Below are 15,248 nucleotides of genomic sequence, written 5' to 3'. Positions count from 1 at the left end.
ATCCCGTCATTTCTCTGCATTCACCCCATCCCTGTAGGCAACGCCGAAGAGGGACGGAAAGACCAGTCAGTTGCGGGCGTTATTACGCAGATAATTGATTCACGCATCTGTAAGACCGAATTGATTCGACCCGAAACGCCCACCAGGCTTTCCAGAGGGTGGGGACTCGAGCGCGAAACCTCGTGGGAGCGATGCCTACATCGCGACTTGCCCGGCGGTTTTAAGTTGCTATGCAAGCATCGCTCCCGCCGAGGTTGTCCGAATTGGAAACAAGGCCGTACGGCGGCTGACTCGTAAGGGGGATTTGCCTCGGCAATCCACCAACAAACGGAGCCTCGTACTCGTAACCGTCATGTGTCTGCAAATATTACCGGTCTGCTTGAAATGGCGGTTTGCTGCGCGAAACCGCCCTACGATTTCTGCATACACAATCTAAAGCTGAAACCTATACTGTGGAAGGCTATAACAGCTTATTTAGGCATTTTCTTGCTCGGCTGTGCAGAAACTCAAAATGCTATGGCAAAAGCGAGATCATGCTGAAATATTCCGTCATGTTTCTGATGCTCAAATGGAGTGGAGAGCTGGATACTATACTTTAGGCGCGCATAAAATAACTTCTTCAAGTGCGCGGATGAATTTCCGGTGTAGGTGCGGATTTATTTATGCCCTATGGGCACAAGTGAATTCGCACCTAAAATTCCCTGATTTATTCCATGTCCATTACTTATTAATAGTGCCTCTTTTCCATTAGCGCATATCAATTTGGCATAACGCCACCGATGAAACAAAGCCAACACCAGTCACAGCCCGAAGCGGCCTTATAGCGAGGGAAAAAACCAACTGAGAGATAGTTACAATAGATATGCTGGTAGTCATATTTAAATTCACTACATGGAAAAGTGCATGTTGGAACTGGAAGCTAGATACCTTCAGTTATCCGATTATTTTTACGTTCGACCAGCTCTGCGCAAGCTTCGGAATTTGATACGTAAATAATTTTCCGGTACATAAACCATTGGTAAGAAACTGGCTCACAGATATTATAGCCTCGCCCTTCCAGGAAGCGCTCCACAGGGTAATGAATAACTTGTGGAAATATAATCATGGTAATGATGCTAATAAGTGCGCCACCATTTATTCTTTTATTAACTTTATTCGTAAGGGGCAGCCTTAGAATTGCTTCATATAGAGCTATGTAAGTCAATGTAGATAGTCCAATACCGACACCTAGCATGTAAAGTGCACCTTTATTAAATAAAATAACAGGATTATTCGATGCTATCTGGGTAATAGTTTGAAATAGGCTCCACCCAAACCACGCAAATGCACCTAATGAGAGGAAAATGAATAGTAAAAAACCACCAAACCTTATCAAAATTGATGGCTCATGAGAGTTTTCCATTCTAATGAATCCTCGGCCTTGTGGATAAGAACTTATCCAACTGATGCTGTGCTGCATTTATAATTATTTGTCTGGCTGAATCTATTGCGTAATCAATGATTGATTCTACAGTGTCATTAGCAGTGTTCCTTATATTTTGTCTGGATTTTACTATATAGGAATTTACATTTTCTATATAGGAGTTCGCATTTTCACCTAACTCATCCAGCGCTTCAATTACGCGATCTGTTATACCGTAGTGATCATCTAACTCAGTCAAAATCATGGATACACCAACACCAACCACCACCACTGCCAAGATGGGCCCCACAGCAGCAACAATTCCCATACCAACCACAAGAGAAGCTGCTGCTATTGACGCACCAGTTGCGATGCCTATCTTTACCACGTCAGTTGCGAGAGAACCGATTAATTGACTAAGCGTAGCCTGGTCGGTCAGAAAATAATCGGCTACCCGATAACTGGAAATTAAAACGACGGAAATAATGCCGCCAGACCTTGCAGCGTTAATGGCTCCCGCTCTGCCAAGCCCCATTGTGATTACCTTTGGATGCTTGATACCGTATTTTGTGCCTGTAAGTATCTTTCTCAATCCTGGATATCCCTTCAAAATAATGTGGGGTTTACCTCCATAGGTTTTTATGTAAGCTTGAGTTGTAAATCCTCCCAAATCACCGACAAGTTTGCTAAGTGTTATAAAATCATCGGCTGATGCATAGTAGCTTACGCCAAATTCCACCTTCCCTTTGATCTGTTGCCAGGCCTGCTGGACACTCGGCATTTTACCCCTGGGTGATGATTTAATAATGGCATCCATTTCTTCAATGGAAATCACAAATACTTCGTGCTGGTTAGATTGTATTTGCTGTTTCAGTGCTTTCTTTTCCTGATCCGTTAGCATGAAATGCCTCCTTGGTTATGTTTGTGACGAGAAGTTGTACTATTTGAGCTATCCGCTCAAGTGGGTGTGCATGCCCGGCATGGGCGTAAGCTAATGGGACGCAAGTCTCTGCCGGAAAATTGGCATTGATTAACGTTCAACATAAGCTGATAAGTATAGTGACTGGTCGACACTCAGGGCAATGTTGTGAAAACAGGGAACACAAAACTGTGATCTGATTCATATTTTTTTAAATCTCATCCGGAAACTGTCTTTTTGTCAACAGGTGGCGCTATTGGTTGGTCCTGAGCGCGTGCTCGGTATCAAACAAAACCGATTAACTCGCCGTCACCCCCAAAATCCAGCCCTCAACCTCTGCTACGCCGCGTACATGAGGCGGCAGAGCGGGGTTGAGAAAATCAATTAGTTGGTTGTCATGATCAGCTTGTCGCATCCAGGCCGCAATACTGAATGCGTCATGTTGGTCGGGAGTGCTATTTTCAAGGGCGAACTGTTTTTTATAAAGAGCAGGATAGGCTTCAACGATTGCGGATCGGCCGGATGGAATTTGCCATCCGTCGAAGGGCCAAAAATGTATTTTTTCGCCTAAATGTTGGCGTAGAAAGCGTAACCAAGGAAGGCCAGCATGAGTCGATTTGGCTACAGAGCCTTGCACATCGAAATGAAACACCGATTTAGCGCGGCAGCGTTCCTCGCAGAGTCGGCGCCAACGGGGATCACCCGTTCGCGCCTCGCCGTTTCCGACTGAGCCATCACGAACAAAGTCCACATAAACATGGTCTCGGTCGGTCGGCCAGTGGCTTTGGAAATCGTCCAGAAAGCTCGGCCAGTCCGGCAAGAGGTGATGGAATTCAAAATAGCGTAACGGAAAGGAAAAACCATGATCGATACCAACCAGCGAAGGGATGTCTTGCGATAGGGCTTCCAGCAACCATCCGGCTATGCCGCGCCGAGTCCAATATTTGCGAGGACTGGGCGGCAGTACCTCCTCCGGTAAAGCATCGCCATACGCCTGATAAACCCGCAAGCCTTTGAGGCTGGAAGTTGGTGTTTCGGCGCCGGAATAATCGATGCCAATATAACGATCAAAGCTCTGCATGTTTAGCTTCCCGTTCTGCGTAAGTTTTTCCACTGGCAAGTTTCCAAGCGATGCGGTCGTTCTGCTGCCAAGTCGTCATTTATGGCTACTCTGAAGAACATACATAGTTGACCAAACATCCAGATCAGGATTCGGTTAAAAATAACTTTCCGATTTTTCGCTGAAAATCAGCGCTTATGTAGGGGCGAATTCATTCGCCCTGGGCGACTAAAGTCGCCCCCACATCTAAAAATTCAGGGAAGTTATTTCTCACCTTATCCTAAGCATCATGGCGATCCGGATCTGAGACTGTCGATTTGAAATTACTATAATCATGTTGCGGATAGCGTCCGCAATGGCATTCGCTAGCTGTTCCCGGTCTATTCTTGCCCGATAGCGATAATCGCTTTCGGCTCCTATTTGCACCTCGGCATCTGGGAATACCTGTTGGATGTCGCCTGCCTGGCGGGCGCGAACCAATAAGGTTTTGCCGCTGGGGCCGCCCTTGTTGACAATCGAGAGAAAAGATTTATTCATGAACAACCACATTAAGCATTCTCCTGATTGAAAATTTCGCCGCTTACGCTTTGCTGCCAGACATGCTGGAAAACACGTTCCGCAACGTGATTCTTGTCGTCAGATGAATAAGGCGGTTCAGGAAGCGTTTGATAGATATGATCAAGAATGAAGGTTTTTACCTCGGCTTGAGTCTGTTCTTTCTCCGTCCATTGATCGAGCGGCCCTAGCAGGCGCAAAATGTCGGCAAGCAATTCGCGGCTGACTTCTTTGACCTTCTCCCGCTCCGATTTTGACAGGTCTCCGCGCCGGATCAGGTCGAAAATGGCTAATTGTTCTTCGCTCAGACCTTCTTCAACCGTGCGCTGTTGTTCTTGATCCAGGCTTTGGATTAAATCCATCACCTTGGCAAAAGTTTCCTCGATGGTGATGCGATCCTTGTCCCGGTTGTAGTCGGCGATAATCTCCTGATATTTTTTGTAATAATCGATGCGCAGGGGATTTTTGGCGAGCATCTGGGCAAGCTTTTGCTCAAGAATCTCGAAAATGTCCTGTAATGCCGTCGCTTTCCTTTTCACTTTTTTGGCGAACTCGTCACGCAGTTTTTCCAAATCGATCTGGCTCAGGTCGTACTGTTTACTTTCGGCATGATCATCACCGGCGGTTTCGGCCCGAATGGCTTCATTCACGATCCGGTGCAACTCCTTCAACAAGGAGGTTACGTCCGCCGTATCGCGCCGCTCCGACAGTTTCTTATAGATGGCTTCAATATTGTCATGCCGTTCCGCATAAGTAACTACCGAAGGCTCCATCAGCAATGCCTTGAAACGGCTGAATACGATCCTCGCCAATATTTCGAAGCGCCGTTTGGATTCATTACCGCCTATGCTTGCGTTTCCGCCAGTTTCGCTTCCGGACTTGTCTGCGGACGTTCCCGCATAAATCGCTTCGACCGCATCCTTCAGCAAGGCTATGCGTGTAAAACCTTTGCTGCCCAACAGCCGTGAAGGGTCAAAGCCAAGCCCGAGCAGATGCGCCTCAGTCACTTCAATCGCTTCCTGCAAGGCCGCCACGCGCTCTTCGACAGGCGCGACAATTTCTTCCCCATTGCTGCTGTCATCTCCCATCGCATATTGCGCCAGCGCTTCCCGCAATGCTTTCAGCATCCCGTTGTAATCGACGATCAGCCCGAAATCCTTGCCGGGATAGCGGCGGTTGGCGCGTGCGATGGCTTGCATCAGGGTATGCGCTTTCATCGGCTTATCGATATACAGCGTCGATAGCGATTCCACGTCAAAGCCGGTCAGCCACATCGCGCAGACGATGGCTACTCGAAAAGGATGTCCAGGATCTTTGAAAGCCGACTCTACATCCACCCGCCTGCCGTCCGGCGTTTCAAAACCGAGCTTCATACGCTTCCTATGCGGGATGATGTCGAAATCCCACTTCTTGAAATCGGCAACTTCGTTCTGCGCTTCGCTGATAATGATTTCGATCAGGGTCTGCTCGATCCATTTGGCCTTGGCCAACAAACGGTCGCGTTGCGCATGAAGCTGCTGTCGGGTCACCTCGTCGCTGGCTGCGTTGATCTCGACCAGCTTGGCCTCGGCCTCAGCGCGTATTACGATGCCTTTGGCTTGCCATAACGGCTCGATCAATTGCAGCATGCGAGCGCAGGTGATTTTATCGATGCACACCAGCATCGCCTTGCCGGCTTCCCAGCGCGTCGTGCAATGCTCGACGAAATCGACGGCGATTTTCATTAAGCGGTGATCGGCGGTGATGACCTCGTAATCCTTGCCCAGCAGTTTTTCCAACAGCGCTTCCTGATCGGGATTCAGTTCGGCTTTCTCAATCACCTCGGCGATTTTGTCGTTCAAATCCAGTCTCGCCAATTTCAGCTTCTCGCCCCGGTTTTCATAGACCAGCTTGACCGTTGCGCCGTCTTCCTCGCTGCGTTTGAAGTCATAACGAGACACATAATCGCCGAAGATGCGCTTGGTCAGCTGGTCGTGCTTGAACAACGGCGTGCCGGTAAACCCGATAAACGCTGCATTCGGCAATGCCAGGCGCATATTGCGCGCCAGCTTGCCCGCCTGGGTCCGGTGCGCCTCGTCGGAAATCACGACGATGTCATCGCGTTCGCTGTAGGGGTTATTGGGATTCACATCCTGATTGAATTTATGGATCAGGCTGAACACATAGCGATGATTCTGCTTCAGCAAAGCCTCAAGGTCCCTGCCGGAAGCGGCTCTCGGCGTGTTGTCATCGGCAATGCCGCAGCCGACGAAGGTCTTGTAAATCTGGCTGTCCAGATCGTTGCGGTCCGTCATCAGTACGAAGGTAAAATTGCCGGGGAGGGTGCGGCGAACCTTTTCGGCAAAAAACGCCATCGAATAGGACTTGCCGCTGCCCTGGGTATGCCAGACCACACCGAGCCGTCCCAAATCGGGATGCGCCCGCTCGATGATTTGCAGGGTTTGTTTTTTGGGCTTTACGTAAGGCTGGACGGAAGGCTCCGCTGCTTTAAGCGGAAGTGATTCTTGATTTGCCGTCGCTTTGTCCGGGGCTGGCGGTTCAACCAGCCGATGTGTCAAGCGTTCTTCAGGAGGAAACAAATTTTTTAATTCTTCCTGGCGCTTCGCCGCCGCTACTGCCAGATTCACCCCAAGCACCTGGTGATTCCGGGCGACCACTTTACGCACCGTACCGGGCTTGCTGGCATCGAAGAGGATAAAGTTTTCGACCAGATCCAACAACCGGTCCTTTGCCAGCATCCCGTTCAGCAAAACCTCGGCATCGAGGCTGCCTTTATCTTTTTCATCCAGCCGCTTCCATTCGCCGAAGTGTTCCCACTCGCTGGTGATCGAGCCATAGCGGGCTTTGTCGCCGTTGCTGACGACCAAGAACGCATTGTGATGGAAGGCATGGGCAATGACGTTTTCGTCCAGATAGTCGCGCAAATTGCCGTCGAAGCCGGCGCGGATATTCTTGTAAACCGCCTTGAGTTCGAAAATCACCAGCGGCAAGCCGTTGACGAAACACACCAGATCGGCGCGCCGATTGTAATGCGGCGACCTGAGACCGGTGATTTTGAGTTCCCGCACCACCAGAAAACGGTTGTTGGCGCTGAAAGGCTCGTCAAAATCGATCACCGCCGCTTGCGCGTGACGCAGCTGGCCTTTTTGATCGCGGTAACTGACCGGCACGCCGTCCCGGATCAGCTTGTACAAGGTTTGATTATGCTGCAGCAGCGAGCGGGAAAAATCGTGGTGGGTCAGTTTGGCGATCGCTTCGTCAATGGCTTTATCCGGCAGCTGCGGGTTCAACTTGACCAGTGCGGACCGTAAATCCCGCGCCAGCACCACTTCACGTTCGTTGCTGCGTCCCAGCGTTCCGGAAGCGCCGAAGGTTTCCTGATTCCAGGCATAAATGCTGTCCCAGCCCAGGTTATGCTCCAGGTGTTCGGCAAAGGTTTGTTGAACCAAACGGTCTTCGCTGTTGATGTTGGTGTAGGCCATGGGCGCTTCCTAATGTCTGAGTGTCTTATTGTTTTTTTCAGAACGGCTTGGCCTTAATAAAGGACAATAGGGTTAAAGATAAAAGACAAATTCTCCTTTTGTCATTTATATTTTGTCTTATAAATCATAATCTTGTATCTATTATAGAAGACAGTGCCGAAATTTTTCCAAAAACTACCGGACATTTGTCTTTTAAGGGTTACCTTCTGCGAGCCGATATTTTCGCCAACGCCCGTTACCGATAAATATCACTTTTCCTTTTTCAATCATGTCATCCAGCGCGCGCTTAACGGTTCTGGCGGAGATTTCCGCTCCGATCCGCCGATTGATATCCGTGCTTGACGAATCGGGATAGCGGCTCAAATCTTCTAAAATAAGCGCGCGTAAACGATGTGGCGGAATTCGGGTGAGTGTTGTCTTTTTGTCGAGTTGCGCGCCACGCAACCATGCGGACGAGATGAAATAACGCAAGGCGCTTGTTTTGCCGGCTGTTTCCACGCCTTTTATAGCAGGCAAGCGGCCCAGCCACATGCGTAAATCATCAATCGACGATAACTCCAGCTTTTGCATTAATTCCCTCGCCGTCATCCCCTCGGACAGCGCCAATGCCCCAGCGTGATGCGCTCCCGTTGAGTCAATTGACAACACCCGTCGGCCTCATCGACCAGTCGCATAACCTCCGGCTTCAGAATACGCCGCTGGACCGTAACTTTTACCCAATCCGCGCCTTCTTCGGGCACCGGGGCAGGGCGACCGGAAGACAATAAAAGATCGTAAAGCATATCGAAACCGCTGCCTTCCTTTTCCATCAAGCCCAGATCGTGGAATACGCGCGCCAAGCCTTCGTTACGGCGGCGGCTGGCGTGCAGAATGTTTTGCGGTGTCACGCCCAGCGGCAGGCGGCCGGGATTGACCACTTCGAGCCGGTCTGGGTACAGATTGAGGAATATATCGCCGCGCTGGGTATAGGGTCGATGCACCAAGGCATTGACCAGCAATTCCCGAACCACTTTTTCATCGAATGCGGGCACCTGGCGCCGGAACAATCCCTCGGCGACTTCATAGCTTTCGCGGAAGTCGGTGACCTCCTTCCAGACGGCATCGACCAGTTCCACCGGCGACAGAGCGTAATCGTCCCAGAGCCACTTGTTGATTTTCTGGCCGTGGTCGTCGTACTTGATCGCCTGCACCAGAGGCGCCGTGCCCAAATTGCGCCGTTGGCTGGCCGTGCCCAGCAACAATGCGCCCAAATGCGTCAATGTGGCGCCATCGGCCAGCGCATAATGCGTCAGCAATTCATCGGCGCTTTTTTCCTTGACCGATGCCTTGACCCGGCCCGAGGCGCGAATCGCCGCGATAAAATCGGCCTGTTTGTCAGGATCGGCCTCGCCGCGCGGAACCCGGCTGTCCATGGCTTCCCACGGCAGCCCCGGCCGATCGTTTGCCAGCCGTAGCACATCGTCACCGACGACCGGCTTGCAGGTATCGCTGATCCGCATGAAATAGCGGCCGTCACAGGTCGACGCCACGCCCGTGGAACGGGAAATGACGAGTTCGATGTACTGCCCGCCGTTTTCCGCCGTCACGGTTTGCGGCAGCGCCTGGACGTTCACGGTCAATTCGCCGATGCGCTTACGCAAGCGTTCGATCAATTCCGGCGCTACGTTTTGCCCGGCTGGCGGCAGTGTCTCGCCGTCTTCAATGCCGATCAACAGCCGTCCGCCCTGGCCGTTGGCGAAGCAGACGCAATCCTTGGCCACTTCATCCCAATTCGTAGTTTTGCCGATGATCGTGCGCAATGATTTGCAATCGGTGGTTTGATCTTCCAGGCTCATACGGTGATTTCTCCGCTCATCAGGCGCGGCAGCAGCAGATCGCGGGCGGCGCGTAGCTTTTGGTTGGTGAAGGTTAGAGATTTCAACTGAGCGATGATAGGTTGAATGACATCGTCAAAAGCATTCAATAAACCTTCAGGTGGTAAAGGCACTGGATAGGCTTGCATCTGCTTCCAGTCGGCACGGGGCATTTTTGAACCTTCTTTCATTTGTTGAGTAGTCACGGCAACAAATTCGTCGCTCGACATGGTCATAAGGACTAACCCGTGCAGCTTGTTATCGGTAGGACGAATAACGATACTGTCAGAAGAGGCGACACCATCAACAAAAGCTACCCCTACCTTGTGAAAGTAAGGGCGGATTTTTCCGAACAGAATTTCACCGGCTTTAAATCTACTTTTACTGCTGGTTACTTCATCAACCTTACCCCATTCGTTTAGCGCAATAGAGCGTCGTGGCATATGCTCGAGCCCTATATAAGGTGTATCCGGTTCTAAAGAACTGGGCGATACTAACTCGCGAATTTCACAACATAAATCACCTAAAGATTTCCGCTTCCATCCCGAAGGCACACCATCGACGATGCGAGTGTGTTTATAACCGGGAAAGCGCAGGCGGACGAACCATTCGCGATACAGCAGTCGCGCCGATTCCTCCAGCAGCGCCATCCGTCGCCGGTTGTTTTCGATCAAGGCATCATAGGACGAAAATACGTCGACGATTTTCTCCTGCACATTAACGGGGGGCAAAGGAATTTTGATCTTTGAAAGATCTCTAATTGGAAGTTGAGGTTGTGCCACCCCACTTCGAAGTTGCTCAACTTGACATTCGAAACTAGGCGAACGAATGAACCCGTAAACAAACTCCGGCAGGAGCTGCGCCAGATCAGTTCGGATAATGACCATGCCGCTATTAATCCGGACATGGTCAAATGCAATATCTTTCCTGTAGTAGGCTGAATTTCCCAAAGTGCCCCGGGTGGTTAATACAACGTCGTTTCGTGCGAGTTTTCCTTTGCGTAATTCATCGTCTTTTTGCTCTGATATAAACTGGCAATCTGAAAAATTGAAACCATTGACCGTAACGTTTGTGGCATTTAGAAACAGACAATGCCCGTCATTTAAGAAATCACTGTGCTTTGGGTAAGCCTTTCCTCTATCTCCATCAATAATTTGCAGAGGAGCGTCACCTAAAGGCAGTTCTTGCCAAGAACTCCTCATACCCCTAATTCCTCAAAGTTCTCCTGTATCCGCGCCGCCAGTTCGAATGCCTCCCGATTCAAGTCGGCCAGTTCAATATGAATGTCGCGTAATGCCTGCTCGAAATCAAAATCCTCATCGACTTCCGGCGGCGCGACGCCGACATAGCGGCCCGGCGTCAGGCTCCAGTCGGCGGCTTCGATCTCGGAACGGCTGACCACCTTGCACAGCCCCGGCACAGCGCGCATCTGCGCCTCCGGAAAACGTTCCTGCAGCCAGACGATCTGGCGATGGAAATAGGCGGCCAGTTTCAACTGTTCGACGGCCAGCTTGCGTTCTTCGTCCAGTTGCTTCAGGCGTTTGCCGGCCAGGCGGCGGTCGTAAAATTCCGCCGCTTCTTCGGTGGCGGCTAATTCATGAGCCAGTTGCGTACAGCGGGCGACCAGCTTGTACAGCAGGTCAATCTGCTTGACCATGCCTTTGGCTTTTTCCGCCAACAGGTTAAAGGCTTCGCGGGCGGCGTGTTGATCTGGATTGTTAGCAGGCAACGCATCCCGGTAATCGCGGCGAAAATCCGCCAAGCTATCGAGCAGGCTGTCGAGGTCTTGGCGATAGTCGGTTTCGGCGGCTTTTAGTTCGGCGATTGCATCAATCAGCGCCGACTTTTGTTCGATAGTGACAGCTTCCAGGTTTTTCAGGCTCTCGATGAAGCTTCCGATTTGATCCCGCAATTCGGTCAGCCCGTTTTCGAAGCGGTCCAGTTCGCCGGGGATGGCGGCGGCTTCCTCGCAGAGCTTGCCCAGGTAGTCCTGCACCAGACCCAGAAAACGGTCATTCTGCCCCCGATACAGCCAGACGATCGCGGTGAGGTTGGCGAGTTGTTCTGGGCTGAAGTCGTAAATCTTGCGGGTCACCTTGCGGTAGATGTTGCGGGCATCCAGCATCAGTACCTGGTCTTTGCGTTCCTCCGGCTTGGCGCGGTCGAAATGCCAGAGTTCGCAGGGCACGGTGCGGGTATAGAAGAAATTGGAGCGGATCGCGATCATCACGTCGACATCGCCGGTCTCGACCAGCTTGCGCCGGACTTCCGCCTCGCCGTGGCCGGCGCTGCTGGCTTGCGAGGACATGACGAAGCCGGCGCGGCCTTTGTCGTTCAAATAGCTGTGGAAGTAGGAGATCCACAAATAATTGCCGTTCGATACCGTGGGCTTGTTTTTCTTCGGATCGTTTTCGCTCTTTTTGCCTTTGCCCTTGCTGATGCCCGGCAAGCCGAACGGCAAGCGCCGGTCGCCCTTGATGCGGTCGGCATCGACCATATCGACATTGAACGGCGGATTGGCCATCACGAAGTCGCAGTTGCCCCATAACGGACGGCCGTCCTGCAGGCGGTGCAGATCGTCGTAAAAGGAATTGGCTTCGCGGATGTCGCCTTCCAGACCGTGCACGGCCAGGTTCATTTTGGCCAGCCGTATCGTGGTGGCGGTTTTTTCCTGTCCGTAGAAAGTCACGCGCTGCATCGTGTCCAAGCCTTCATGTTCGATGAAGTGGCTGGACTGCACGAACATGCCGCCGGAGCCGCAGGCCGGGTCGAACACGACGCCGTGATCGGGCTCGATGACGTTGACGAGGGTTTGCACCAGAACGGGCGGTGTGAAAAACTCGCCGTTATCCTGCGCGCCCTGAATGGCGAATTTCATCAGGAAGTATTCGTAAATCCGCCCGAATACATCGCCGGAAGCGGTCCGTAGCGCCTCGCTGTCGAATATGCGCAGCAAGTCTTCCAGCAGGGTGTCGTCGAAAATGTGGTAGTCTTTCGGCAGCTGGCCGGCCAGCGGTTCGAAACCGTCTTCGATCGCGTTCATCGACTCGACCAGCGCTTCGCTTAAACACGCGCCGGAAGGCAGCTTCAGCAGATAATCGTAGCGCGACTGTTCCGGCAGCATCAGCGCCCGGCGTTTGATGAAATCGGCTTTTACCAGCGGCCGATTCGATATCTTTCCCGCCGCCTTGTCGGCTTCGATCTGACGCAGCGCCGCTTCATAGCGATTGCTGGCATGACGCAAAAAGATCACACCCAGCACCGGCATGCAGTATTCGCTGGAGGTGAGTTTGGAATTGGCGCGGAGTTGGTCGGCGGCTTCCCAGAGATTGTTTTCGATTTTGGTAATGTTGTGGAATGCGTTGGCGGTCATCAAATTGTTGGGTTTTCTGGTGTCTATCGCACAGTGGTGCTTTCGGGAATGAATGTCGGCTCACTCCCGGCATTTCACGGCGTAATCTGCTTTTTGTTGCAATTTCTTTTGAGAAAGGGCGCTACTGTACTGATTTTTACCCATTAAGACAATGCGGCTGAGCTTCCCAAATGCGTTTCCTGAGGTTTTATGCATTCAACGCAGGAGCATAGAAACGAGTAACGCGCCGCCAGTTCAGGCGGTATCTGAAAGACTGGGGCACTCCGCTATGGGCCCAGCTTGGCGCAGGCAGCATTGGACGCGTTGGGGGATGAGCATTAGGCGCCGGGTCCGTGATGCGGGATAACGGGAAACAAGGATGTCCCGATTCCATGCGGCAGATTCGGTCCAGTTGGATTGAGGCGAGGTTGCGCCGGATTGCCGGATGATGGCCGGGATAAAAGTCTTTTTGGAGGGTTATTAAGAATGGCGCGCCCGAGAGGATTCGAACCTCTGGCCTCAGCCTCCGGAGGGCTGCGCTCTATCCAGCTGAGCTACGGGCGCGTAGGCGCGTATTCTAACCGATTGCGCGCGAAATTACGATAGCATTGTTTTTAAATGTGCAAGACTGGCCTTGCCGCGCTCCTTGATGACTTCCGGCGCCAGCTGTTTTTTGTTGGTCCATTCCAGGTCGTCGGGCGGCAGTTCGTTCAGGAACCGGCTGGGTTCGCATTCGCCGATCTCGCCGTAGCGTTTCCGGTGCGTGCAGTAGCTGAACGTGAGGGTGCGCTGGGCGCGCGTGATGCCGACATAGGCCAGGCGGCGTTCTTCCTCGATATTGTCGGTTTCGATGCTGTTCTGATGCGGCAGCAGGTTCTCCTCCATGCCGATCAGGAACACATGCGGGAATTCCAGGCCCTTGGCGGCATGCAGCGTCATCAGGCTGACCTGGTCGCTGGCTTCTTCCTCCTGATTGCGTTCCATGATGTCCATCAGCATGATCTTGGAGACGATCTCGGACAACGATTTTTCGCCGCTGTCTTTTTCGTCGATGCGTTTGAGCCAGTCGATCAGCTCCTGGACGTTCTTCATCTTGCGCTCGGCCGCCGCCGGCGTCTTGCTGTTCTCGCGCAGCCACTGCTCGTAACCGATCTGGTCCAGCATGGCTTCGATCACACCGAAGGTGTCGCCGCGCTCGATGCGATCGGCCGTATCGATGACCCAGTCGCGGAATCGGGTCAGCCGCTGCACGGCTTTTTCGGGCAGCTTCTGGGTCAGGCCCAGTTCGGAACTGGCCGTGAACAGGCTGATATGGCGCTCGTTGGCATAGGCGCCGAGTTTTTCCAGCGTGGTCGGGCCGATCTCGCGGCGCGGTGTGTTGATGATGCGCAGGAAGGCCGCGTCGTCATCCTGATTAACGAACAGCCGCAGGTAGCTGAGCACGTCCTTGATTTCGGAATAGGCGAAAAACGACGTGCTGCCGCTGATGAAGTAGGGGATGTTGTTCTCGCGCAGACTGCGCTCGAACAGTCGGGACTGGTGATTGCCTCGGTACAGAATCGCGTAATCCTGGTAACGGCTGCCGGTCTTGAATTTGTGGTGGATGATTTCGGACACGATCTGCTGCGCTTCGATCTGGTCGTCCCTGTGGCTCAGCACGCGCAATGGGTCGCCGTAGCCCAGTTCGCTCCAGAGCTTTTTTTCGAATGCGTGCGGGTTGTTGGCGATCAGGTGGTTGGCGACTTTCAGGATGCGGCCGGTCGAGCGGTAATTCTGCTCGAGCTTGATGACTTTCAGGCGCGCGTAGTCTTTTTGCAGCTGCGCCAGGTTTTCGGGCTGCGCGCCGCGCCAGGCGTAGATGGACTGGTCGTCGTCACCGACCACGGTGAACCGGCCCAGGTTGCCGGCAATCAGTTTCACGAGCTGGTACTGGGTGATGTTGGTGTCCTGGTATTCGTCGACCAGCAGATAACGGATCTTGTTGCGCCATTTCTCCAGCACCGCCGGCTGATCCTGGAACAGCAGCACGGGCAGCAGGATCAGGTCGTCGAAATCGACGGCATTGTAGGCTTTCAGGCTGCGGATATAGTCGTTGTAAAGCACGGCGGCCGGGTATTGCTCCGCCGTCGCGGCCGATACAGCCAGCTCCGGCGTCACGAAGGCGTTTTTCCATTGCCCGATCTGCCAGGAATAATGGTCGACCTTGTCGATATCGCAGTTTTTGCTGTCATGGCTGATCAGGTTGCGCAGCAGCGTGAGCTTGTCCTGCTCGTCGAACAGCGTCAGGCCGGCCTTGTAACCCAGCGTTTTATGCTCGGACCGCAATATGTCCAGGCCCAGCGAGTGGAACGTCGAGACCCTGAGGCCGCGCAGCTGCTTGTCGTCCAATAGCTTGGAGACGCGGCTTTTCATTTCGCGCGCGGCCTTGTTGGTGAAGGTCACGGCGGCGATATTGCGTGCCGGAATGCCGGCCTGGGTGATCAGATAGGCGATTTTTTCGGTGATCACGCGCGTCTTGCCGCTGCCGGCGCCGGCCAGTACCAGTAATGGGTGATCGATTGTTTTAACAGCGGCTTGCTGCTGAGGGTTCAGTTTGGCCATCACTACTATAAAAACTTAGGCTGA

The 15,248-nt window shown here is 52.6% G+C and carries 10 protein-coding genes, 1 tRNA gene and 1 pseudogene; 1 reads left to right on the top strand and 11 read right to left on the bottom strand.

The genetic code is table 11. The features are described from left to right. Positions 1-419 precede the first annotated feature (419 nt). A pseudogene (locus METMA_RS26315) lies at positions 420-599 on the top strand (IS1 family transposase); the annotation flags it as partial. 320 nt (positions 600-919) lie between these two features. Here METMA_RS26315 and METMA_RS0107330 read toward each other — a convergent pair. The 11 genes from METMA_RS0107330 to rep all read right to left on the bottom strand — a co-directional run bounded on the left by METMA_RS0107330 (position 920) and on the right by rep (position 15,224). Then, complete coding sequence (locus METMA_RS0107330) at positions 920-1,402, bottom strand: hypothetical protein (protein WP_020158425.1); 483 nt, start codon at positions 1,400-1,402, stop codon at positions 920-922. Between the two features lies 1 nt (position 1,403). Further along, on the bottom strand, positions 1,404-2,303 hold the full coding sequence (locus METMA_RS0107325; RefSeq protein ID WP_020158424.1) for a hypothetical protein: 900 nt from the start codon (positions 2,301-2,303) through the stop codon (positions 1,404-1,406). A 316-nt stretch (positions 2,304-2,619) separates the two neighbouring features. Further along, a complete protein-coding gene (locus tag METMA_RS0107320) occupies positions 2,620-3,435 on the bottom strand; it encodes a hypothetical protein (protein ID WP_198014476.1) in 816 nt (271 codons plus the stop codon). 216 nt (positions 3,436-3,651) lie between these two features. Then, complete coding sequence (locus METMA_RS24195; protein WP_232216331.1) at positions 3,652-3,918, bottom strand: hypothetical protein; 267 nt, start codon at positions 3,916-3,918, stop codon at positions 3,652-3,654. A gap of 11 nt (positions 3,919-3,929) precedes the next feature. Next, positions 3,930-7,418 carry a type I restriction endonuclease subunit R gene (locus METMA_RS0107310; RefSeq protein ID WP_020158421.1) on the bottom strand — a complete coding sequence of 1,163 codons (3,489 nt, stop codon included), beginning with the start codon at positions 7,416-7,418 and terminating at the stop codon, positions 3,930-3,932. Positions 7,419-7,610: 192 nt separating this feature from the next. Further along, on the bottom strand, positions 7,611-7,988 hold the full coding sequence (locus METMA_RS27455; protein WP_198014474.1) for a hypothetical protein: 378 nt from the start codon (positions 7,986-7,988) through the stop codon (positions 7,611-7,613). Between the two features lie 14 nt (positions 7,989-8,002). Continuing rightward, the gene (locus METMA_RS24190; RefSeq protein ID WP_198014472.1) at positions 8,003-9,253 is read right to left on the bottom strand and encodes an ATP-binding protein; all 1,251 of its coding nucleotides are present in this window, start codon (positions 9,251-9,253) and stop codon (positions 8,003-8,005) included. Beyond that, the gene (locus METMA_RS0107300) at positions 9,250-10,473 is read right to left on the bottom strand and encodes a restriction endonuclease subunit S (RefSeq protein ID WP_020158420.1); all 1,224 of its coding nucleotides are present in this window, start codon (positions 10,471-10,473) and stop codon (positions 9,250-9,252) included. The genes METMA_RS24190 and METMA_RS0107300 overlap by 4 nt, the downstream gene beginning before the upstream one ends. After that, on the bottom strand, positions 10,470-12,644 hold the full coding sequence (locus tag METMA_RS0107295; protein ID WP_027147115.1) for a class I SAM-dependent DNA methyltransferase: 2,175 nt from the start codon (positions 12,642-12,644) through the stop codon (positions 10,470-10,472). The genes METMA_RS0107300 and METMA_RS0107295 overlap by 4 nt, the downstream gene beginning before the upstream one ends. A 466-nt stretch (positions 12,645-13,110) precedes the next feature. Continuing rightward, positions 13,111-13,187, bottom strand: a tRNA-Arg gene (locus tag METMA_RS0107290). Positions 13,188-13,220: 33 nt separating this feature from the next. After that, entirely contained in the window at positions 13,221-15,224 is a 2,004-nt protein-coding gene (gene rep / locus METMA_RS0107285) for a DNA helicase Rep (RefSeq protein WP_020158418.1), read from the bottom strand. Positions 15,225-15,248 lie beyond the last annotated feature (24 nt).

It is taken from the genome of Methylobacter marinus A45 (assembly GCF_000383855.1).
Taxonomy (GTDB): domain Bacteria; phylum Pseudomonadota; class Gammaproteobacteria; order Methylococcales; family Methylomonadaceae; genus Methylobacter; species Methylobacter marinus.
Note: the sequence above shows the minus strand (reverse complement) of the source record. Positions and strands in the feature narration are given on the sequence as shown.

Excerpts from the sequence above, each read along its gene's own strand:
- METMA_RS0107330 (WP_020158425.1), bottom strand. The coding sequence starts at position 1,402 with ATGGAAAACTCTCATGAGCCATCAATTTTGATAAGGTTTGGTGGTTTT.
- METMA_RS0107325 (WP_020158424.1), bottom strand. The coding sequence starts at position 2,303 with ATGCTAACGGATCAGGAAAAGAAAGCACTGAAACAGCAAATACAATCT.
- METMA_RS24195 (WP_232216331.1), bottom strand. The coding sequence starts at position 3,918 with ATGAATAAATCTTTTCTCTCGATTGTCAACAAGGGCGGCCCCAGCGGC.
- METMA_RS0107310 (WP_020158421.1), bottom strand. The coding sequence starts at position 7,418 with ATGGCCTACACCAACATCAACAGCGAAGACCGTTTGGTTCAACAAACC.
- METMA_RS27455 (WP_198014474.1), bottom strand. The coding sequence starts at position 7,988 with ATGCAAAAGCTGGAGTTATCGTCGATTGATGATTTACGCATGTGGCTG.
- METMA_RS24190 (WP_198014472.1), bottom strand. The coding sequence starts at position 9,253 with ATGAGCCTGGAAGATCAAACCACCGATTGCAAATCATTGCGCACGATC.
- METMA_RS0107300 (WP_020158420.1), bottom strand. The coding sequence starts at position 10,473 with ATGAGGAGTTCTTGGCAAGAACTGCCTTTAGGTGACGCTCCTCTGCAA.
- METMA_RS0107295 (WP_027147115.1), bottom strand. The coding sequence starts at position 12,644 with ATGACCGCCAACGCATTCCACAACATTACCAAAATCGAAAACAATCTC.
- rep (WP_020158418.1), bottom strand. The coding sequence starts at position 15,224 with ATGGCCAAACTGAACCCTCAGCAGCAAGCCGCTGTTAAAACAATCGAT.